Consider the following 20,660-nt stretch of genomic DNA (forward strand, 5'->3'; position numbering starts at 1 on the left):
TGACCGTCGGGCGCGGGGGCGTTCCAAGAGAACACCCCAACAGAAGGAGGGCACCCGTGGAGGGTCCCGAGATTCAGTTCGCCGAGGCAGTCATTGACAACGGTCGCTTCGGCACCCGTACCGTCCGGTTCGAGACCGGACGCCTCGCCAAGCAGGCCGGCGGTGCTGTCGCTGCCTACCTCGACGGCGAGACCATGCTGCTGTCGACCACGACGGCCGGCAAGCACCCCAAGGACCAGTTCGACTTCTTCCCGCTGACGGTGGACGTCGAGGAGCGGATGTACGCCGCCGGGCGCATCCCCGGTTCGTTCTTCCGTCGCGAGGGTCGTCCGTCGACCGACGCGATCCTGACCTGCCGCCTGACCGACCGCCCGCTGCGCCCCCTGTTCGTCAAGGGTCTGCGCAACGAGGTCCAGGTAGTCATCACCGTCATGGCGCTGCACCCGGACGACGCGTACGACACCCTGGCGATCAACGCCGCGTCGGCGTCGACCCAGATCTCCGGCCTGCCGTTCGACGGCCCGGTCGGCGCCGTGCGCATCGCGCTGGTCGACGGCCAGTGGGTCGCGTTCCCCAAGTACTCCGACAAGGAGCGCGCGGTCTTCGACATGGTCGTGGCCGGCCGGACCATCAAGGGTGCCGACGGCTCGACCGATGTGGCTATCGCCATGATCGAGGCCGAGGCCACCGACAACGCGTGGAACCTCATCAAGAACGAGGGCGTCGCGGCACCGACCGAGATCGTCGTCGCCGAGGGCATCGATGCGGCCAAGCCGTTCATCAAGGCCCTGTGCGACGCGCAGGTGCAGCTCGCTGCGCAGTCCGCCAAGGAGACGCAGGAGTTCAAGCTCTTCCCGGACTACCAGGACGACGCCTTCGCGGCCGTCGAGGCCGCGGTCTCCGCGCCGACGCGCGACGCGCTGACCATCGCGGACAAGCAGGACCGCGAGAACAAGCTCGACGAGCTCAAGGCCGGGCTGCAGGAGCAGCTGGCCGGGCAGTTCGAGGGCCGTGAGAAGGAGCTGTCGGCTGCCTTCCGCTCGCTGCAGAAGAAGCTCGTCCGCCAGCGTGTGCTGACCGACGGCGTCCGCATCGACGGCCGTGGCCTCGCGGACATCCGCACCCTCTCGGCCGAGGTCGAGGTGCTGCCCCGCGTGCACGGCTCGGCGATCTTCGAGCGCGGCGAGACCCAGATCCTGGGTGTCACCACGCTGAACATGCTCCGCATGGAGCAGCAGATCGACTCGCTCGGTCCGGAGACGCGCAAGCGCTACATGCACAACTACAACTTCCCGCCGTACTCGACCGGTGAGACGGGCCGCGTTGGCAGCCCGAAGCGCCGCGAGATCGGCCACGGTGCGCTCGCCGAGCGTGCCCTGGTGCCGGTCCTGCCGAGCCGCGAGGAGTTCCCGTACGCGATCCGCCAGGTGTCCGAGGCTCTCGGCTCCAACGGTTCGACGTCGATGGGCTCTGTCTGCGCCTCGACCCTGTCGCTGCTGAACGCCGGTGTGCCGCTGCGCGCAGCGGTCGCCGGTATCGCGATGGGCCTCGTGTCCGACACCGTGGACGGCGAGACCCGCTACGCCGCGATGACGGACATCCTGGGCGCCGAGGACGCGTTCGGTGACATGGACTTCAAGGTCGCCGGTACCAAGGAGTTCGTCACGGCCATCCAGCTCGACACGAAGCTCGACGGCATTCCCGCGTCGGTGCTGAGCGCCGCGCTCGGTCAGGCCCGCGACGCGCGCCTGACCATCCTCGAGGTGCTCGACGAGGCGATCGACACGCCCGACGAGATGTCCCCGAACGCCCCGCGCGTCATCTCCGTGAAGGTTCCGGTCGACAAGATCGGCGAGGTCATCGGGCCGAAGGGCAAGATGATCAACCAGATCCAGGAGGAGACGGGCGCGGACATCTCCATCGAGGACGACGGCACCGTGTACATCGGTGCTGTCGACGGCCCCTCGGCCGAGGCCGCTCGCGCGGCGATCAACGCGATCGCCAACCCGCACGTCCCCGAGGTGGGCGAGCGGTTTGTCGGAACCGTCGTCAAGACGACGTCGTTCGGCGCCTTCATCTCGCTCTCCCCGGGCAAGGACGGACTGCTGCACATCAGCCAGATCCGCAAGCTCGTGGGTGGCAAGCGCGTCGAGAACGTCGACGACGTGCTGTCGATCGGCCAGAAGGTCCAGGTCGAGATCGGCGAGATCGACCCGCGCGGCAAGCTGTCGCTGGTCGCCGTGACCGACGAGGACGAGTCGGCTCCGGCCGACGCCGTCGAGCCGGCCACCGAGGCCACCGCATCCGCGGACGCCTGACATGGCATGGCACCTGCCGCTCGTCCCCACGGGCGAGCCCGGTGCCGAGCTGACCGCCGGGCAGGACGGAGCGACCATTCGTCGCTCCGTCCTGCCCGGCGGTGTCCGTGTACTCACCGAGCACATGCCGGGCCAGCGCTCGGCGACGGTGGGTGCATGGATCGGCGTCGGCTCGCGGGACGAGACCGACGGACACTTCGGCTCGACGCACTTCCTGGAGCACCTGCTCTTCAAGGGGACCGCACGACGGTCCGCGATGGACATCGCCGAGGCGTTCGACGCCGTCGGCGGTGAGGCGAACGCGGCCACCGGCAAGGAGCACACCTGCTACTACGCGCGGGTGCTCGACTCCGACCTGCCGATGGCGGTCGACGTCATCTCCGACATGGTCACCTCCGCGCGCCTGGATGCCGACGAGCTCGAGACCGAGCGCGGCGTCATCCTCGAAGAGCTCGCGATGAACGACGACGACCCCACCGACGTCGTGCACGAGCAGTTCTCCGCCGTCGTCCTGGGCGACCACGCGCTGGGCCGCCCCATCGGCGGCACGCCCGAGACGATCAACGCCGTCCCGCGCGACGCCGTCTGGGAGCACTACCGCTGGAACTACCGGCCGGAGACCCTCGTGGTCACGGCCGCGGGCGGCATCGACCACGACAAGCTCGTGCAGCAGGTCACGCAGGCGCTGACCGACGGCGGATGGGACCTCGACGCCGCCGTCGCGCCGCGCGACCGCCGGGTCACTACCGAGGACCACGCGGGCGTGCCGGAGGCGGGCGCCGAGCTGACCGTGAAGCGCCAGGTCGAGCAGGCCAACATCATCGTGGGCTCCACCGGCATCTCGGCGACGGACGACCGGCGCTTCGCGCTGTCCGTGCTGAACGCCGTGCTGGGCGGCGGCATGTCGTCCAGGCTGTTCCAGGAGATCCGTGAGAAGCGGGGACTGGCGTACTCGACGTACTCGTTCGCCTCCGCGCACGGCGGCCTCGGCACGTTCGGCCTGTACGCGGGCTGTGCTGCCGCCAAGGTGGACCAGGTCACGGCGATGCTCGTCGAGGAGCTGGAGAAGCTCGCGAACGACGGGATCACCGAGTCCGAGCTGAAGCGGTCGATCGGGCAGCTGTCCGGCGGTACCGTGCTCGGGCTGGAGGACTCCGGGTCGCGCATGAGCCGCCTCGGCAAGGCCGAGCTCGTGTACGGCGACCTGCTGTCGCTGGAGGAGTCGCTCGAGCGCATCCAGGCGGTCACGGCGGCAGAGGTCCAAGACCTGGCGCAAGACCTGGCCGCCCGCCCGAGATCGATAGTCCGCGTAGGCCCGTTCGACAACTGACGTCCCGTTGAGTGCTGGATATTCGCCCTCTCAGAGCCGCTGGAGGGGCGAATATCCAGCACTCAACGACGAAGTAGGGGTGGTAGATCGTGAGTGACATCAAGGTGGCAGTGCTCGGCGCGGCCGGGCGCATGGGTACCCAGGCGTGTGCGGCCGTCGAGGCCGCGGACGGCCTCGAGCTGGTCGCCCAGCTGGACAACGGCGACACGATCACGAGCGAGACGCTCGCCGGGGCCGACGTCGCCGTCGACTTCACCGTCCCGGCCGTCACCGAGGCCAACGTGCACGCGGTGCTCGACGCCGGTGTGCACGCGGTGGTCGGCACCACCGGCTGGGACGACGACTCGCGCGCTCGCGTCGCGGCACACCTCGCCGAGCTGTCCCCCCGGGGGTCGGGCGGCACGGGTTCGCTCGGCGTGCTGATCGCCCCGAACTTCGGGCTGTCGGCGGTGCTGGCGATGACGTTCGCCGCGAAGGCGGCCCGGTACTTCGAGTCCGCTGAGGTCATCGAGCTGCACCACCCGAACAAGGTGGACGCCCCGTCCGGTACGGCTCGGCACACGGCCGCGGCGATCGCCACGGCCCGCGCCGAGGCGGGCCTCGGGCCGTCGCCCGACGCGACGGAGACGGGCTGGGACGCACGCGGAGCCGACGTCGACGGGGTGCGCGTGCACGCCGTGCGGCTGCGCGGGCTCGTGGCGCACGAGGAGATCCTCTTCGGCAACGAGGGGGAGCAGCTGATCATCCGGCAGGACTCGTTCGACCGGTCCTCGTTCATGCCCGGCGTGCTGCTCGCGATCCGGTCGGTGGTCTCCCGCCCGGGGCTGACGGTCGGCCTCGAGCACGTGCTGGACCTGTCGTGAGCAAGCTGCCCAAGGGGCTGCCCGGCACACTGGCCGTCACCGCGCTGCTCGCGCTGTACATCTGGCAGATCGCGGGACGCGGCATCACGATGGTGCGCGCCGGCGAGCCCGTGCTGATCGCCATCGGCCTGGCCGTGCTGATCATCCCGCTGCTGGTCATCGGGCTGATCGTGCGCGAGTACCGGCTCGCGGCGACGGTGCAGACCATGGCGGACACCTTGTTCGCCGAGGGCAACCTCCCGGCGGACGACCTGCCCCGCTCACCCGGCGGGCGCATCGACCGGGCGGCCGCCGACGAGGCGTTCGAGCCACGGCGGGCAGCCGTCGAGGCCGCGCCGGAGGACTGGCGCGCCTGGTACCACCTCGCGTTCGCGTACGACGCCTCGGGCGACCGCCGCCGGGCCCGCGAGGCCCTGCGCAAGGCCGCGGGGTTCTACCGCGCGAAACCCGCTCCGACCGTCCAGGACTAGCCCGCCCGCCAGGGCTAGCCCGCTAGAGAGCCCGCAGGCGTTCCACGAGCGGCCCAGCCGCCTCGGCGAGGAACCGGTCCTGGTTGTGGTCGCCCACCTGCACGATCGCCAGGTCGGTGAACCCCGCGTCCAGGAACGGGCGGGCGCTCTCGGCGAGCTTGTCCAGGTCCGGACCGCAGGCGATCGACGACGCGACGTCCTCCGGCCGCACGAACTGCGAGGCCCCGGTGAACCCGGCCGGCGTGGGCAGGTCCGCGTTCACCGACCAGCCGCCGCCGAACCAGCGGAACTCCGAGTGGGCGCGCTCTATCGCCTTGTCCTCGTCCGGGTCCCAGCAGATCGGTATCTGCCCGAACACCCGGGACCCGCCGGAGTGCCTGTCGTTCCAGCCCTTGACCACGTCGGCGTCGGGCATCGCCTGGACCAGGTGGTCCGCGAGCGGCGCGAACCGCTCGACGCCGTGCTTGCCCGAGAGGGCGACGCCGATCTGTACCCCGGCGTCCGGCACGTCCCAGAGGCGCGCCGAGTCGACCCGGAAGTACTCGCCCTCCCAGGTGACCAGCTCGCCCGTGAGCAGCTCGCGGATGATGTGCGTCGCCTCCTCGAGCATGTCCTGGCGGACGGCGATGGCGGGCCAGCCCTCGCCGACCACGTGCTCGTTGAGGTTCTCGCCCGAGCCCAGCCCGAGGGTGAACCGGCCGTCGGCCAGGAGCTGGAGCGTCGCGGCCTGCTGCGCCACCACCGCCGGGTGGTACCGCATGGTCGGGCAGGTCACGAAGGTCATCAGCTCGACCCGGCTCGTCGCCTGGGCCACCGCCCCCAGCAGCACCCACGCGTTGGGTGCGTGTCCCTGCTCGGGGAGCCAGGGGGAGAAGTGGTCGCTGGAGAGCTCGAAGTCGAAGCCCGCCTCCTCGGCGGCGACCGCATACCGCAGCAGCTCCCGCGGTCCGCTCTGCTCGGTCATAAGGGTGTACCCGATGTGCATGGTGTGCTCCTTCCGCGTCGTCCTCACGACGATAGGCAGGAGTGGCTGCTGCTCGCCCCTCGGGCCCTGGGCGGCTGGCCATCGATTCACCCAGCGTGCGAGAACCGGTTTTCCGCGCAAGCATTTCGAGCGTGACGAACCGTCCGCATCGCCAGCCGCCCCCGTCGCGCGTCGCGCTGGCGCTGGTCCTGGCGTTGGCAGGCGCGCTTGCCGGATGCGGGCCCGCGGCCACCAGGGCGGACGACGCGGGCGCCCTCGCCAGCGTGTCCGACCACCTCGACGACGCGAGCTCGGCGGTCGCGACGGCGGAGCTGGCCGTGCGGGCGCGCGCCGCCGGCCGGCTGCAGGCGGTGACCGCCGACGCCACGGTGGGCGACGCCGTCGAGGCGGCTACCGGGGCGGTGCACGGCATCGGCACGCTGGTCATCGCAGCCGAGGAAGCCGACGGGGTACGGGGCGAGGCGCTCTCCGCTGCGTCGGCCGCCGTCGGACCGGTCGCTGCCGCGCGCACGTGGCTGGGACAGCCGCCGTCCCCTGCCGATGACGTCCTGCGGGCCCTCGACGACGCCGCGAGCGGGCTCGACGACGCGAGCGGGGCGGTCGAGCAGGCGGAGGCCCGGGCAAGGGCGCAGACCGAGGCCTCGGCCGAGCGGGCGGCGTCATGAAGAGCCGCCTGCTGACCGTCGCCCTCGGCGTGCTGACCGCCATCGGCGGGTTCCTCGACGCGGGGGACCTGGTGACCAACGCCGTCGTCGGCTCGCGGTTCGGGCTCTCCCTGGCGTGGGTGGTAGCGGTGGGGGTGCTCGGCATCTGCGTGTTCGCGCACATGTCCGGCAAGGTCGCTGCGGTCTCCGGCCGGGCGACGTTCGAGATCATCCGGGAGCGGCTCGGCCCGCGGACCGCCGGGCTGAACCTGGTGGCGAGCCTCGCCGTCACGGTGCTGACCCTCATCGCGGAGGTGGGCGGCATCGCGCTCGCCCTGCAGCTCGCGAGCAGCGTGGACCACCGGCTCTGGGTCCCCGTGGCCGCGCTGGCGGTGTGGCTCGTCCTGTGGCGCGTGAAGTTCAACGTCATGGAGAACGTCACGGGACTGCTGGGCCTGGCGCTCGTCGGGTTCGCGGTAGCGGTGTTCCTGCTCGGCCCGGACTGGGGCGACCTCGGCGCGCAGCTTCTCCAACAGGTGCCCGTGCAGGAGAGCGCCGCCGTGTACTGGTACTTCGCCGTCGCGCTGTTCGGCGCGGCGATGACGCCCTACGAGGTCTTCTTCTTCTCGTCCGGCGGCGTCGAGGACGGCTGGACCCCGCGGGACCTCGCGACGTCCCGCCTCAATGTGCTGGTGGGGTTCCCGCTCGGCGGGCTGCTGTCGATAGCGATAGCGGCGTGTGCGGCGATCGTGCTGCTGCCGGCGCGGATACGGGTCGACTCGATGTCCCAGCTCATCCTGCCGATCTCGGAGGCGGGCGGCACGCTGCTCGTCGCCGTGATCATCGTCGGGCTGGTGGCCGCGACGTTCGGCGCGGCGCTGGAGACCGCGCTGTCCACGGGCTACACGCTCTCGCAGTACCTGGGCTGGTCGTGGGGCAAGTTCCGGCGGCCGGCCCAGGCGCCCCGCTTCCACCTGGCGATGATCCTGGCGCTGGTGGTCGCGGTCGGCGTGCTCATGACGAACGTCGACCCGATCGCCGTCACCGAGTACTCGGTGGTCTTCTCCGCGGTGGCCCTGCCCCTGACGTACCTGCCGATCCTGGTCGTCGCGAACGACCCCGAGTACATGGGCGAGCACGTCAACGGACGCGCGATGAACCTGCTCGGCACGGTGTACCTCGTCATCCTCGTCGTGGCCGCCCTGGCCGCGATACCCCTGATGATCGCGACGGAGGCGGGCGGATGAGACGCGGACGAACCGGCCCGCGCGACCTCGCCCGGGAGCCCGAGCCGCGGCAGCCCGGGCGGATCCTGGACGCGCGGCTGCACCTGCTGGACCGTCAGGTGCTCGACGTCGACGAGGTGCCGGTGTGCACCCTCGACGACATCGAGCTGGAGCTGGTCGACGGCGAGCCCGCCGCGGACGGGCGGATCGACAGCAGCAAACCCGTCGTGATCGCCGCGCTGCTCACCGGCCCCGTGCTCGGTACGCGCATCTTCGGCGGACGCCCTCCGGCCTCGCGCTGGTACCGCCTGGCGTGGGGACACGTGGCCGACGTCGGTACCGCCGTGCGCCTCGGCGTCCACGGGGCCGACCTCGACGCGACCTGGCTGGAGCGCTGGACGCGGGACCACGTCATCGGCCGGATCCCGGGCGGTACGCACGACCCGGAGGGCTCAGGATGATCAGCACGAGGAGACCACGGTGATCGCGTCGGACCTGCTCGACGTCCCGGTGCTCGACGACGCCGGGACACACCTCGGCTGGGTGGTCGACCTGCGCTTCGTGCTCGACGGGTCACCCAGCACGTACCTCGCCGGCGCACGGCTGCACGGGCTCGTGGTCTCGCCGCGCACCCGTACGTCGTTCCTGGGTTTCGAGCGCTCCGACGTGCGGCACCCCTGGCCCGTCGCCCCGCTGCTGCGGTGGCTGCACCGGGGCACGTTCCTCGTGCACTGGCCGGACGTCGCCCGGGTGCCGGACTCGCAGGACGACACGGACCCGGACGGCAGAGCGGTCACGCTCCGCACCGGCTACCGGCGCTACGAGCCCGGCCTCTGACGGCGCGCGGCACCCGCCGACGTAGTGGCCGCCGTCGCGCCCTGCGAGTGGACGCCGTAGGTGCCAGCCTCTGGTCATGACGACGACCATCCAGGCAGACCCGGAGACCCGGCTCTCCCGCGCCGTCAGCGGGCGGCTGCTGTACCTGTTCATCCTCGGCGACGTGCTCGGCGCCGGCGTCTACGCCCTGGTGGGGGAGGTGGCCGGCGAGGTGGGCGGCCCCGTCTGGCTGCCGCTGCTGGTCGCACTCGGCCTCGCCCTGCTCACCGCGGGCTCCTACGCGGAGCTGGTCACCAAGTACCCGAGGGCCGGCGGCGCCGCGGTGTTCGCCGAGCGCGCGTTCCGGCGTCCGGTGATCTCGTTCCTGGTCGGGTTCTCGATGCTCGCCGCGGGCGTCACCAGCGCGGCGGGACTCTCCCTGGCGTTCGCGGGCGACTACTTCGGCACCTTCGTCGACGCGCCGGAACGCCTGGTGGCGGTGCTGTTCCTCGTCGCCGTCGCCGCGCTCAACGCCCGGGGCATCCGCGAGTCGCTGGGCGCGAACGTCGTCATGACGATCATCGAGGTCAGCGGACTCGTCGTCATCGTCGTCCTCGCGCTCGTCGTGCTCGGCCGCGGCGACGGCGACCTGGGTCGCGTCACGCGGTTCGCCGACGACACCACGCCAGCGCTCGCGGTCCTGTCCGGGGCGATCCTCGCGTACTACTCGTTCGTGGGCTTCGAGACGTCGGCGAACGTGGTCGAGGAGGTCCGGGACGTGCGGCGGGTCTATCCGCGTGCCCTGTTCGGCGCCCTGCTGACGGCCGGCGCGGTCTACGTCGCCGTGGGGCTGGCCGCCGTCGCCGTCGTGGATCCCGCGACGCTCGCGGGCTCCAGCGGGCCGCTGCTCGAGGTGGTCGAGCGGGCCGGGACGGTGCCCGGGTGGCTGTTCTCCCTGGTTGCCCTGATCGCCGTGGCGAACGGGGCGCTCCTGACCATGATCATGTCGAGCCGGCTCGCCTACGGGATGGCCGAGCAGCGGCTCCTGCCCGCCGCCCTCGGGCGTGTCCTGCCGCGCCGCCGCACGCCGTGGGTGGCGATAGTGGTCACGACGCTGGTCGCCGTGGGGCTGGTCTTCACCGGCGACCTCGCCTCGCTCGCCGAGACGGTGGTCCTGCTCCTCCTGCTGGTCTTCATCAGCACCAACGTGGCGGTGCTCGTGCTGCGCCGGGACCACGTGGAGCACGAGCACTTCCGGGTGGTCACCGTGGTGCCATGGCTCGGGGTCGCGAGCTGCGTGCTGCTGCTCACGCAGCAGTCGGGCGAGACCTGGCTGCGGGGCGGTGCGCTGCTGCTCCTCGGCGTCCTGCTCTACCTCGCGATGCGCCTCCTCGGGCGCGGTCCGCGGGCGGCGACGGGCTCGTCGGAGGAGCGCTCGGGAGCCTGATCGCGGTAGCCGCCCGCACGGGGCGTGAGCAGCAGAGACGGCGGTCACCTGCGACCTTGGTCACGAAGGGTCCCAGGGGGTAGAGCGCACCGGGAACCGGTTGTTTGAATTGTTGCCGCTGCGAACAGCGGTGCCCGCTGTGCGGCGTCTCCTCTACCGAAAGCTCCCGTGTTTTCCCCTGCCCTTTTTGGCGTGCGCCCGCGCGCGCCACGCGTGACCTCCGTATCGCCGAACCCTGCCCCCGACCGTTCCCCGTGGCGCGCGCTGCGCCATCCGGCGATGCGCTGGTGGACCGGCGCGAACCTGGTCTCCAGCGCCGGGACCTGGATGCAGATGACCGTCCAGAACCTCCTCGTGCTGCAGATCACCGGCTCCCCGGCCGCGACGGGGCTCTCGCTGGCCGTCCAAGCCGCGCCCGGGCTGCTCTTCGGCGTCGCCGGCGGCGCGATCGTCGACCGGTGGCCGCGCAAGGTGGTGGTCGCGGTGAGCCAGGCGATGCTGGGTGGGATCGCCCTCGCCACCGCCCTGCTTGTCGGGTTCGACGCGCTCAACCTGCCGCTCCTGCTCGCCCTGTCGGCGGTGACCGGTCTGGTGGCGGCGGTCGACGGCCCCGCGACCTCGCTGCTGGGCAACGACCTGGTGCCGTCCGACGACGTACCCTCCGCCATCGGGCTGGGCTCGGTGACGCACAGCGTGGGCCGGCTGGCCGGTGTGGGCATCGCCGGTGGCCTCATCGCGCTGACGGGTCCGGCCGCCGCCTACCTGGTCAACGGGCTCTCGTTCCTGGCGGTCGCGGCCCTCGTGCCGTTCCTGCGGCTGTACCGGCGTCCGCTCGTGGAGGTCCTGTCGGAGGGCGCTGTGCCATCGCTCGAGACGGCGGAGCCCGTACCGGCGGCGCTCCCGCCCGTGCCGGCCGAGCTCGTCGAACCCCTCGGGCCCGCCCTACGCAGACCGCGGCGGGCCGGTTCGCTGGAGGGCATCAGGTACTTCCTCGGCCGCCCCCGGCTGGTCGCCCTCCTCGGCGTGACGGCGGTGAGCGCGGTCTTCGGGCGCAACTACTCGCTGACCCTGGCGGTGCTCGTCACGGGCGCGCTCGCCGGGACCACGCAGGACTTCGCGACGGTCGCCGCGGTGCTGGCCGCGGGCGGCATAGTTGGCGCGTTCCTTGCGGGACGGCTGCGCAAGCCGACAGTGGGGATCGTGGCGCTGCTCGCGGCGGCCGGGGCGGCGCTCCAGGTCCTCGCCGGGCTGTCGCCCACGTTCGCCCTGCTCCTGGTGGTCGTGGCACCCATGGCAGTGGTGGAGTCGATCTCCGACACGGCGGGCGCGACGGTGCTGCAGACCGACCCGCCCGCCGCCATGCGCGGCCGGGTCCTGGGCGTCTGGCGCAGCGCGAGCACCGCCTGGGGCCTGGCCGGGCCGCCGCTGCTCGGCCTGATGATGGAGCTCCTGGGCGTACGTGCCGCGCTGGTCGTGGGCGGCGCGGTGGTCCTGGTCGCCATCGCAGCGGGCGCGCTCCGGGCCTCGCGTCAGGCGGGGTCGGGCGCCAGGTCGGCCTCCGCGTCCGGGTGGGTGGGCACCCAGCGCACCATCACCAGCACGAGCCCGACGACGAGCAGCGCCGCCGTGAGCATGAACGGATAGGTGCGGTCGATCCCGGAGAGCCAGCCGGAGATCCAGCCGAACGGCGCCGCGGCGAGCATGATGCACGTGCGCTGGAGCGCCATCACCCGCGAGCGTTCGGCCTGGTCCACGTGCAGCGCGACGAGCGACTCCGAGAGCATGTAGAGCATGCCCGCGCCGAAGCTGTCCAGCAGCAGGCACAGGCCGAGGAACGCGTACGTCGACGCCGTCGCGCCGCCGGCGGACGCCGGGATCGCGACCAGCACCACCTGCCCGGCGAGGTGCACCCCGAACCCCCACAACGTGGCGCGCCTGAGGTCGACGGCCGTGGTCAGCAGCGGGATGAGCGTGAAGAAGAAGACCACCGACAGGATGGAGCGGACCATCGGGAAGAAGGGCAGCAGCGCGTCCGGCACGTGCAGGTGCTGGCTGACGACCACCTGCCAGAACGTGGCGTTGACGAGCGTGACCGCTGCGGTCAGGGCGGCCACGGCCAGCGCGAGGAGCGAACCGCGCGAGCGCAGCAGCAGGCCGAGCGCGCCGCGGTAGCCGGCCAGCATGCGCCACACGCTGTGCCCGCGCGTGGCGGCCATGCGGACGCGGCCCTGCCGGGTCTCCCTCGACCACAGGTAGAGCCAGACGATCTTTACGGTCATCACGACCGCGGCGTTGATGTACAGGATGCGCACAGCGGGTTCGAGCCCGAGCTGGGCGACCAGGATGGCGGCCAGCGGCGCGAACAGGGCCGAGCAGTCGGAGGCGACCTTGACCAGCGAGTAGATCCGGGTGATCTGGCTCCGTTCGGCGTCCTCGACCATGAGGCAGTCCCACGAGTTCTGCGTGACCTGCAGAGCGCCGTTCACGAGCGACGCCGCGAGGAAGAACCAGAAGTTCTCCGCGAACGCCCACAGCACGCACGGGATCACCCAGGCGATCACGTCGAACCAGGCAGTCGTCGCGCGCCGGCCCAGCCGGTCGGTGATGATCCCGCCCGCCAGCCCGAAGACGACCTGGGAGAGCATCGCGACGGTCGCCAGGAACCCGATCTGCTGGTCGTGCAGGCCCAGCGCCAGCATGAACACCGACGCGTACGGCAGCACGAGGGCCATGGACAGACCCCACAGCGGTTCGGTCCACACGCAGGCGCGAGGGTTGCCACGGAGCTCGACAAAAGTCCGCCAGAGCGGGTTGGGGGTGCGGATCACCGGGTTAGTGAAACACCTCCACGGCCCTCTGGTCACGCTGCTTTCAAACGTTGTCCGTCAGCCGGACGGCGCGCTCCATGCAGACCAGGTCGTCCCGTTCGTCCCACGAGTCGACGACGGCGAAGCCGAGCTTCTCGTAGAGGCCCAGCGCGCCCGTGCGCCAGCTCCAGACCGAGAGCGCGACGGTGCTGACACCGACGGCGGCCGCGCGCGCCAGCGCAGCGCCGATCAGCGCCGAGGCGACGCCGTGGCCGCGGAGCTCCGGGACCGTCCAGAGTCGTTTGATCTCGGACCGGCCCGCCACGGGCGCGGTCACGACCACGCAGCCCGCTGGCTTGTCCCCGTGGCGCGCGACCAGGACGACGTCGTCCGCGAACGCTGACCGCGGGTCGCTGATCTCCGCCCGGTAGCGGGCGGGCAGCGCGTCCGCGTCCGTGACGGCAGCGCCCTTCTCCTCCTCGGTCCGCAGGTGGTAGGCCGTAAGGAGCGCGCCGAGCCCGAGCTCCGCGGATGTGTCCCGGCCGAGCGTCTGGACGATGCTGGTCATTCGGTGAGGCTCGTCCAGCAGTAGAGCCCGTACCCCATGTCGGCCGCGCGTGCGGCGAGCGCCGCGAGCGGCAGCAGCGCCGCGGCGAGCTGGCGCGGCGGGACGGCGGGCGTAGCGGTGGCGTGCCACTCACGGGCCACTCGGGCCAGGCGGGCGGGTGCGGCGGAGGCGAGGTCGTCGGCGAGCATCTGCGAGACGGTGACTATCCACGGGCCCTCGTCGCCTCCGCTGCAGACCAGCGTCCCGTGTCGCGGATGCGCGGTGACCTCGCCGTACGGGCGGCCGGACAGCGCACCGGCGAGCCCGCCGAGCATCACGAACGGGTCCATCGACGGCACCGCGACGGCGTCGAAGCGTGGCAGGTCGCTGCGCTGGTCCGGGTCGGCCGGCCCGCCCGGTGTGCGGAGCGCCGTCGCCGCCACCTCATCGGTAGGTGCGGCGAAGTACTCCGTGCGTATCCCCATGAAGGTGATGGTCGCAAGGCCGTGTCACGGGACTGTCACGCGGGCGTGAAACCTGCGATTCGCTTGGTGGGCAGGGTGGCGGGCAGGCCGGTGGACACAGCCGCGGGCCCGGACGGCGCAGCCGTCAGATCGCGGCGGACCAGCGGTGCTCGACGACCTCGCGGACCCCTGTGGCGAGGGTGCGGCTGCGGCCGTCCTCGCCGAGCCCGCTGGACTCCAGGAAGGCGGCGCGCGCGGTGTCGTCCACCAGGGTCCAGGTGGTCACGGTCTCCGAGCCGTCGGAACGGAGCCGGTCGACGGCGGCCGCGAGCAGACGGGACCCGTGCCCCGCGCGCTGCACCTCGGGCAGCACCTCGAGCGACAGCACCTGACCGGGGGAGACGGCGGCGAACCCCACGACGTCGGGCCCCGCGAGCGCGACGAACACCGCGAAGCCGGGGCCGGGCGGCGAGGTGATGGCCGACGACCAGCGCGCTCGCATGGCGGGCACGTCGAGCGCGTCGATGACCCCCTGGCCGAGCACGCCGGCGGCGCGCCACGCGGCGACCTGCACGTCGGTCACGGCGGCCTCGTCGCCGGCGATCGCTGGGCGGACGGATACGTCGGCGGTCTCGCGAAACAGTGCCACCCGACCACCCTAGCTGCCCAGCGGGTCGTCAGGATGACCATGCACCTGCTGCCAGGGACGGCTCGATCCTGACAGCAGGTGCATGGTCATCGGGAAGGGCTTCAGCCCCAGCCGAGGGCGCGGAGGCCTGCCGCCGTGCCTGCCGCCAGCACGACGACCAGGATGAAGGGTGCGCGCAGGGCGAGCGCCAGGGCCGCGACGGCGAGCGCCGGGACACGCGCGTTCACCGTCAGGGCGGGGCCGTCGGCGAATCCCTGGACCACCACGAGCGACACGAGGAGCGCCACCGTGACGAGCGCGGTGACCCGTTGGACGCGTTCGGAGGCCAGCCAACCGCGCGGGATCAGATGCCCGCCGAGCTTGAGGGCGTAGCAGGCCAGGGACGCCACCAGCACGGTGGTCCACAGGACGGTGGTGGTCATCTGACGGACTCCTTCTCGGGCTCGGGCTCGGCAACTGCGTCCGAGGTGGCCGGCGCGACCAGGCCCACGGCGATCGCGACCGCCGCCGCGGCGAGCACCGGGATGCCCGGCGGGACGAAGGGGATGAGCGCCGCGGTGGCCACGACGGCGAGCCCCGCGACGAGCTGGGCACGGCGCGGTGCGAGCCGTGGCCACACCAGGGCCAGGAACGCGGCGGCGGCCGCCGCGTCGAGGCCCCAGGCGCGCGGGTCGCCGAGCGCGTCGCCGGCGAGCGCGCCGAGGAGCACGAACACGTTCCAGAGAACGAAGACGCCGACACCGGTGACCCAGAACCCGATCCGGGAGGCCGCGGGTTCGGGCTGGGCGACGGCGACCGCCGTCGACTCGTCGATGGTGACGTGGGCGGCGGCGAGCCGGCGCCAGCCGCGCACCTGGAGCAGCGGCGAGACCACCGCGCCGTACAGGGTGTTGCGCAGGCCGAGCAGGGCCGCGGTGGCGATCGCCGCGACGGGGGTGCCCGCCGCGCCGATGACGCCGATCAGGGCGAACTGGGAGCCGCCGGAGAACATGAGCAGGCTCAGGGCCATGGTCGGGCCGAGGCCGACCCCGGCGGCGACCGACAGGGCACCGAACGAGATGCCGTACAGGCCGGTCGCGACCGAGACGCTCACGCCCTGGCGGACGGCGGCGCGGCCCGCCGGATCACTGGGGAGGACGTTCACGCAGCGAGGCTACGTCGTCGCCGCGCGCACCCGGCACGCCGCCCGCCCGCCGGACGGGTCTGCCGGACGGGTCTACCGGACGGGTCTACAGAGCGACGTACACCGTCTCCTGGTACTCCTCCATGCCCGCCTCGCCGCCCTCGCGGCCCAGGCCGGAGGCCTTGACGCCGCCGAACGGTGCGCTCTCGTCGGACACCAGGCCTCGGTTGATGCCGATCATGCCCGCCTCGATCTCGTCCACGGCGCGCTGGGCACGGATCAGCGACGTCGTGTACGCGTAGGCCGCCAGGCCGTACGGGGTGCCGTTCGCCAGCTCGAACGCCTCGTCGTCGGACCCGAAGGCGACTATCGGGGCGACCGGGCAGAGGATCTCCTCGGTCACGACGAGAGCGTCGGCGTCGACCCCGGTGAGCACCGTCGGCTCGAAGAAGTGGCCGGGCCCGTCGAGCCGCGAGCCGCCGGTGAGCACCTGCGAGCCGTGCGCGACGGCGTCGTCCACCAGGCCGGAGACCTTGTCCACCGCCGCCTCGTCGATGAGCGGGCCCACCTCGGTGCCCGGTCGGTTGCCCCGTCCGGTGACCTGCGCGCCCATCGCCGTGGTGAGCTTCTCGGCGAACGGGCGTGCGACGGCGTCGTGCACGAGGAAGCGGTTGGCGGCCACGCAGGACTGGCCGGAGTTGCGCAGCTTCGCGATCAGCGCGCCCTCGACGGCGGCGTCGACGTCGGCGTCCTCGAAGACGACGCACGGCGCGTTGCCGCCGAGCTCCATCGAGGTGCGCAGCACGTTCTTCGCGGCCTGGGCGAGCAGCACCTGACCCACGTGGGTGGACCCGGTGAAGGAGACCTTGCGCAGGCGCGGGTCCTCGAACAGCGGCTCGGTGACCGGCCCGGACCGGAAGTCGGCGCCGTAGACGACCTCGGCCCGCGCCTCGGCCAGTGGTTTGCCGGCCTCGGCGGTGATGAGGGCGGCGATGTCGGTGGCGCGCGCGGCGAACCGGGCGCCGGATGAACCACTGAGTAGGGTGCTGGCGCAGACCCATCCACGAGAGGACCACGATGACCGCGACGGCCGACCTGTACGACGAGCACGGCGAGGCGCTGGCCTCGCTCCCCGTCCAGCTGCGCGACTTCGGCGGGGTGCGCGCCTTCTCCGGCCCGGTACGCACCGTGCGGTGCCACGAGGACAACGGCCTGGTCAAGGCGGTGTCTCAGACGCCGGGCGAGGGTGCGGTGCTGGTCGTCGACGGCGGTGGCTCGCTCCGCAGCGCCCTGATGGGTGACCTCATCGCGGCCGCGGCGGTGGAGAACGGCTGGGCCGGCGCGATCATCCACGGCGCGATCCGTGACTCGGTGGCGATCGGCGGGCTGCGCCTGGGGGTCAAGGCGCTCGGCACCAACCCCCGCAAGTCGTCGAAGACGGGCGCGGGCGTGCTGGACGAGACGGTGGAGATCGGCGGCGTCGTGTTCCGCCCGGGCGCCACCGTGTACGCGGACGAGGACGGCGTGCTGGTCGAGCGGTGACCGGAGACGAGGTGCGGCTGATCCTGTTCAACGGGCTACCCGGCGCCGGCAAGTCGACTGTCGCGGCGGCCTGGTCGGCCCGGCACCCTGGCACACTCTGCCTCGACATCGACCTGGTCCGGGCGCTGATCAGCGGCGACCCGCGGCACACCGCGGAGCCGGCCCGGGCGCTCGGGCTCGCCATGGCGACCGTGCACCTGCGCGGCGGGCACGACGTCGTGGTGCCGCAGCTCGTGCAGCGACCCGACCAGGTGGCACGCTTCGCGGACGCAGCCGCCAGCGGGGACGCTCGTTTCGTCCACGTCCTGGTGGAGGCGCCCGACGATGTGGTCGCGGACCGGATCGCCGCGGACGCCGCGCCCCACCGCCAGGGCCTCGATGCGACCATGGTCGCCGCCTACGCGGCGGGCCTGGCCGAGGTGGCCCGGGAGCCCGGCGTGCACCGGCTCACCAACGACGAGATCGCCGCCGCCGTCGGCCGGCTGGAGGAGCTCGTGCGACGGCGGTGATCGGAGCGGTAAACGGTACGGTAGAGCCATGGTTCTTCCCACTGACCCGACGCGCCCGTTCGGCGCAGTCCTGACCGCTATGGTCACCCCGATGACGCCCGAGGGCGCCGTGGACCTGAAGGCAGCGGTCAAGCTGGCGAAGAAGCTGGTGGACGACGGCAACGACGGCCTCGTCCTCTCCGGCACCACAGGCGAGTCCCCGGTGACGCACACGCCAGAGAAGGAAGAGCTCGTCGCCGCGGTCGTCGAGGCCGTGGGTGACCGCGCGGCAGTCGTCGCCGGCGCGGGCTCGAACGACACCGTGCACGCGATCCGCATGGCCGAGCAGGCCGCCGAGGCCGGCGCGGACGGCGTGCTCGTCGTCTCCCCGTACTACTCGCGGCCCAGCCAGGAGGGCCTGTACCAGCACTTCGTTGCCGTCGCGGACGCGACGGACCTGCCCGTCATGCTGTACGACGTGCCCGGCCGCACCGTGGTGCGCATCGCGCCCGAGACCTACCTGCGGCTGGCGCAGCACCCGCGGATCATCGCGAACAAGGACGCGACCGGCGACGTCTACGCCGCCACCAAGCTCATCGCGGAGACCGGGCTGGCGTGGTACTCGGGCGACGACGGCCTGCTGCTGCCGTTCCTGAGCGTCGGGGGCGCTGGCATCGTCTCCGTCTCGGCGCACGTGGTCGGCGCGCACTTCGCGGAGACGGTCCGCCGGTTCGACGCCGGCGACATCGCCGGAGCCGTCGAGGTCTTCCGCACGGCGACCGGCGTCATCGACGCCCTCAACGGCGCCGGCGCCCAGGCCGTCATGGCCAAGGCCGCGATCGAGGCGATCGGCATCACGGACAACCGGTTCCTGCGCCTGCCCAACGTCGCCGCGACGGACGACGAGGTAGCCGCCCTGCGCGTGGTCCTGGCCGAGGCCGGTCTGCTGCGCGACGGCGCCGTGATGCGCCAGCCCGAGGTGAGCGAGCTCGCGGACGCGAGCTCCGCCGTCGGGCGATAGATCTCTTCTGTTGGAATCTCTTCTGTTGGAAAAAGTTTGTTGGAACGAGGCCTTGGAGGCCACGTGAGTCATCCTCACCCCGAACTGTCCCTGCCCCCCGCGCTGCCTGAAGGCGGACTGCGGGTCGTCGCCCTCGGCGGCCTGGGCGAGGTGGGACGCAACATGGCGGTCCTGGAGCATGCCGGAAAGCTGCTCGTCATCGACTGCGGCGTGCTGTTCCCCGAGGACAACCAGCCCGGCGTGGACCTGATCCTGCCGGACTTCGACTACATCAAGGACCGCCTCGACGACATCGAGGCGATCGTGCTGACGCACGGTCACGAGGACCATATCGGCGCCGTGCCGTACCTGCTGCGGCTCCGCGGCGACATCCCGCTGGTCGGCTCGCGCCTGACGCTCGCGTTCATCGAGGCGAAGCTCAAGGAGCACCGCATCAAGCCCTACACCCTCGAGGTGAAGGAAGGGCAGCGCGAGCAGCTCGGCATCTTCGACTGCGAGTTCGTCGCGGTCAACCACTCCATCCCGGACGCGCTCGCCGTCGCGGTCACCACCGCCGCGGGCACCGTGCTGCACACCGGTGACTTCAAGATGGACCAGCTGCCGCTCGACGGCCGCATCACCGACCTGCGCGCCTTCGCCCGCCTCGGCGAGAAGGGCGTCGACCTCTTCATGGTGGACTCCACCAACGCGGAGGTGCCGGGCTTCGTGACGCCCGAGGCCGAGATCGGCCCGGTGCTCGACGACGTCTTCGCGCACGCCGACAAGCGGATCATCGTCGCGTCGTTCTCGTCGCACGTGCACCGCGTGCAGCAGGTCCTCAACGCCGCGCACGCGCACGGCCGGCGCGTGGCCCTCGTCGGGCGCTCCATGGTGCGCAACATGGGCATCGCCGCCGACCTCGGCTACCTCGATGTGCCGCCGGGCGTGCTCATCGACATCAAGAAGGCCGACTCGCTGCCCGGCGACCGGATCGTCTACATGTCGACCGGCTCCCAGGGCGAGCCGATGGCGGCGCTGTCGCGCATGGCCAACGGTGACCACAAGGTGCAGGTCGAGTTCGGCGACACCGTGATCCTCGCTTCCTCGCTCATCCCGGGCAACGAGAACGCCGTCTTCCGCATCATCAACGGGCTCACCCGCCTCGGCGCGCGCGTCGTGCACGGCGGCAACGCCAAGGTGCACGTCTCCGGGCACGCCTCGGCCGGCGAGCTCATGTACTGCTACAACATCCTCAAGCCCAAGAACGTCATGCCCGTGCACGGCGAGGTGCGCCACCTCGTCGCCAACGGGGCGCTCGCGGTCAAGACCGGCGTGCCGGCCGACCGCGTCGTGCTCGCCGAGGACGGCGTCGTCGTCGACCTCGTGGACGGCAAGGCCTCCGTCGTGGGCGCCGTGCCGTGTGGTTATGTGTACGTCGACGGTTCGTCGGTCGGCGAGATCACCGAGGCCGAGCTCAAGGACCGCGTGGTCCTGGGCCAGGAGGGCTTCGTGTCCGTCTTCGCCGTGATCGACACCGCAACGGGTAAGGTGCTCGCACCGCCGCAGGTGCTCGCGCGGGGTATGGCCGAGGATGCCTCGGTGTTCGACAAGGTGATGCCGGAGGTCACCGCGGCGCTGGAAAATGCGATCGCGGGCGGGGCCACGGACACGCACCAGCTGCAGCAGATCATGCGCCGCACCATCGGGCGCTACGTGGCGACGCGGCTGCGCCGCAAGCCGATGATCGTCCCGGTGGTCCTCGAGGCCTGATCCGGGCGGTCGGGTCGCTCGGCCGGATTGGCTGGGTCGGCTGGCTGCCGATGAGAACGGGGTTATGTGCCTGACCAGCCTGGTCAGGTGCATAACCCCGTTCTCGTGGTACTGACTTGCTGGTTTGGTGGCGAGCCCTACACCCTGCACGCCATCGTCGGCGTGTCGCGT

Annotated in this window: 21 protein-coding genes and 1 pseudogene; 14 read left to right on the forward strand and 8 right to left on the reverse strand. The window is 71.9% G+C overall.

Annotated features, from left to right (window positions below; translation table 11 throughout):
* The first annotated feature begins 56 nt into the window (after positions 1-56).
* From AB0F70_RS19215 to AB0F70_RS19230, 4 genes are all read left to right on the forward strand, one after another.
* Positions 57-2,318, forward strand: a complete 2,262-nt coding sequence (locus tag AB0F70_RS19215) for a polyribonucleotide nucleotidyltransferase (protein WP_357451671.1) — start codon at positions 57-59, stop codon at positions 2,316-2,318.
* A gap of 1 nt (position 2,319) precedes the next feature.
* On the forward strand, positions 2,320-3,648 hold the full coding sequence (locus AB0F70_RS19220; protein WP_357451674.1) for a pitrilysin family protein: 1,329 nt from the start codon (positions 2,320-2,322) through the stop codon (positions 3,646-3,648).
* 89 nt (positions 3,649-3,737) lie between these two features.
* Positions 3,738-4,511 (forward strand): 4-hydroxy-tetrahydrodipicolinate reductase, encoded by a 774-nt coding sequence (gene dapB, locus AB0F70_RS19225; RefSeq protein WP_357451677.1) that lies wholly within the window; start codon positions 3,738-3,740, stop codon positions 4,509-4,511.
* Positions 4,508-4,981, forward strand: coding sequence for a hypothetical protein (locus tag AB0F70_RS19230; RefSeq protein ID WP_357451680.1), 474 nt, complete (start codon positions 4,508-4,510; stop codon positions 4,979-4,981). The genes dapB and AB0F70_RS19230 overlap by 4 nt, the downstream gene beginning before the upstream one ends.
* Positions 4,982-5,003: 22 nt before the next feature.
* On the opposite strand, the gene AB0F70_RS19235 is transcribed toward AB0F70_RS19230, so the two are convergent.
* Entirely contained in the window at positions 5,004-5,966 is a 963-nt protein-coding gene (locus tag AB0F70_RS19235) for a TIGR03557 family F420-dependent LLM class oxidoreductase (RefSeq protein ID WP_357451683.1), read from the reverse strand.
* Between the two features lie 131 nt (positions 5,967-6,097).
* On the opposite strand from AB0F70_RS19235, the gene AB0F70_RS19240 reads away from it, so the two are divergent.
* The 6 genes from AB0F70_RS19240 (at position 6,098) to AB0F70_RS19265 (ending at position 11,743) form a co-directional block, all read left to right on the forward strand.
* Positions 6,098-6,631 (forward strand): hypothetical protein, encoded by a 534-nt coding sequence (locus AB0F70_RS19240; RefSeq protein WP_357451686.1) that lies wholly within the window; start codon positions 6,098-6,100, stop codon positions 6,629-6,631.
* The gene (locus tag AB0F70_RS19245; protein WP_357451689.1) at positions 6,628-7,857 is read left to right on the forward strand and encodes a divalent metal cation transporter; all 1,230 of its coding nucleotides are present in this window, start codon (positions 6,628-6,630) and stop codon (positions 7,855-7,857) included. The genes AB0F70_RS19240 and AB0F70_RS19245 overlap by 4 nt, the downstream gene beginning before the upstream one ends.
* A complete protein-coding gene (locus AB0F70_RS19250; RefSeq protein WP_357451692.1) occupies positions 7,854-8,297 on the forward strand; it encodes a hypothetical protein in 444 nt (147 codons plus the stop codon). The genes AB0F70_RS19245 and AB0F70_RS19250 overlap by 4 nt, the downstream gene beginning before the upstream one ends.
* 19 nt (positions 8,298-8,316) lie before the next feature.
* Positions 8,317-8,673, forward strand: coding sequence for a PRC-barrel domain containing protein (locus tag AB0F70_RS19255; protein ID WP_357451695.1), 357 nt, complete (start codon positions 8,317-8,319; stop codon positions 8,671-8,673).
* Positions 8,674-8,749: 76 nt separating this feature from the next.
* Positions 8,750-10,099, forward strand: coding sequence for an APC family permease (locus tag AB0F70_RS19260; RefSeq protein ID WP_357451698.1), 1,350 nt, complete (start codon positions 8,750-8,752; stop codon positions 10,097-10,099).
* Positions 10,100-10,312: 213 nt separating this feature from the next.
* Positions 10,313-11,743 (forward strand): MFS transporter, encoded by a 1,431-nt coding sequence (locus AB0F70_RS19265; RefSeq protein WP_357451701.1) that lies wholly within the window; start codon positions 10,313-10,315, stop codon positions 11,741-11,743.
* Here AB0F70_RS19265 and AB0F70_RS19270 read toward each other — a convergent pair.
* The 7 genes and pseudogenes from AB0F70_RS19270 to AB0F70_RS19300 form a co-directional block, all read right to left on the reverse strand.
* On the reverse strand, positions 11,629-12,927 hold the full coding sequence (locus tag AB0F70_RS19270; RefSeq protein WP_357451704.1) for an MFS transporter: 1,299 nt from the start codon (positions 12,925-12,927) through the stop codon (positions 11,629-11,631). The two genes, AB0F70_RS19265 and AB0F70_RS19270, sit on opposite strands and share 115 nt — an antisense overlap.
* Before the next feature lie 43 nt (positions 12,928-12,970).
* The gene (locus AB0F70_RS19275; protein ID WP_357451707.1) at positions 12,971-13,474 is read right to left on the reverse strand and encodes a GNAT family N-acetyltransferase; all 504 of its coding nucleotides are present in this window, start codon (positions 13,472-13,474) and stop codon (positions 12,971-12,973) included.
* Positions 13,471-13,938, reverse strand: a complete 468-nt coding sequence (locus AB0F70_RS19280) for a hypothetical protein (RefSeq protein ID WP_357451710.1) — start codon at positions 13,936-13,938, stop codon at positions 13,471-13,473. Before AB0F70_RS19280 ends, AB0F70_RS19275 begins: the two co-directional genes overlap by 4 nt.
* A 124-nt stretch (positions 13,939-14,062) precedes the next feature.
* The gene (locus tag AB0F70_RS19285) at positions 14,063-14,566 is read right to left on the reverse strand and encodes a GNAT family N-acetyltransferase (protein ID WP_357451713.1); all 504 of its coding nucleotides are present in this window, start codon (positions 14,564-14,566) and stop codon (positions 14,063-14,065) included.
* Positions 14,567-14,667: 101 nt separating this feature from the next.
* Entirely contained in the window at positions 14,668-14,988 is a 321-nt protein-coding gene (locus tag AB0F70_RS19290) for an AzlD domain-containing protein (RefSeq protein ID WP_357451716.1), read from the reverse strand.
* Entirely contained in the window at positions 14,985-15,710 is a 726-nt protein-coding gene (locus tag AB0F70_RS19295) for an AzlC family ABC transporter permease (RefSeq protein ID WP_357451719.1), read from the reverse strand. The genes AB0F70_RS19290 and AB0F70_RS19295 overlap by 4 nt, the downstream gene beginning before the upstream one ends.
* Before the next feature lie 85 nt (positions 15,711-15,795).
* Positions 15,796-16,698: pseudogene (locus AB0F70_RS19300) on the reverse strand (aldehyde dehydrogenase family protein); the annotation flags it as partial.
* 68 nt (positions 16,699-16,766) lie between these two features.
* On the opposite strand from AB0F70_RS19300, the gene rraA reads away from it, so the two are divergent.
* The 4 genes from rraA (at position 16,767) to AB0F70_RS19320 (ending at position 20,489) form a co-directional block, all read left to right on the forward strand.
* Positions 16,767-17,231, forward strand: coding sequence for a ribonuclease E activity regulator RraA (rraA, locus tag AB0F70_RS19305; RefSeq protein ID WP_357451722.1), 465 nt, complete (start codon positions 16,767-16,769; stop codon positions 17,229-17,231).
* A complete protein-coding gene (locus tag AB0F70_RS19310; protein WP_357451726.1) occupies positions 17,228-17,740 on the forward strand; it encodes an ATP-binding protein in 513 nt (170 codons plus the stop codon). The genes rraA and AB0F70_RS19310 overlap by 4 nt, the downstream gene beginning before the upstream one ends.
* A gap of 28 nt (positions 17,741-17,768) precedes the next feature.
* On the forward strand, positions 17,769-18,740 hold the full coding sequence (gene dapA / locus AB0F70_RS19315; protein WP_357451729.1) for a 4-hydroxy-tetrahydrodipicolinate synthase: 972 nt from the start codon (positions 17,769-17,771) through the stop codon (positions 18,738-18,740).
* Positions 18,741-18,803: 63 nt separating this feature from the next.
* Positions 18,804-20,489, forward strand: coding sequence for a ribonuclease J (locus AB0F70_RS19320; RefSeq protein ID WP_357451732.1), 1,686 nt, complete (start codon positions 18,804-18,806; stop codon positions 20,487-20,489).
* Positions 20,490-20,660 lie beyond the last annotated feature (171 nt).

Source organism: Promicromonospora sp. NPDC023805 (genome assembly GCF_040639635.1).
Taxonomy (GTDB): Bacteria; Actinomycetota; Actinomycetes; order Actinomycetales; family Cellulomonadaceae; genus Promicromonospora.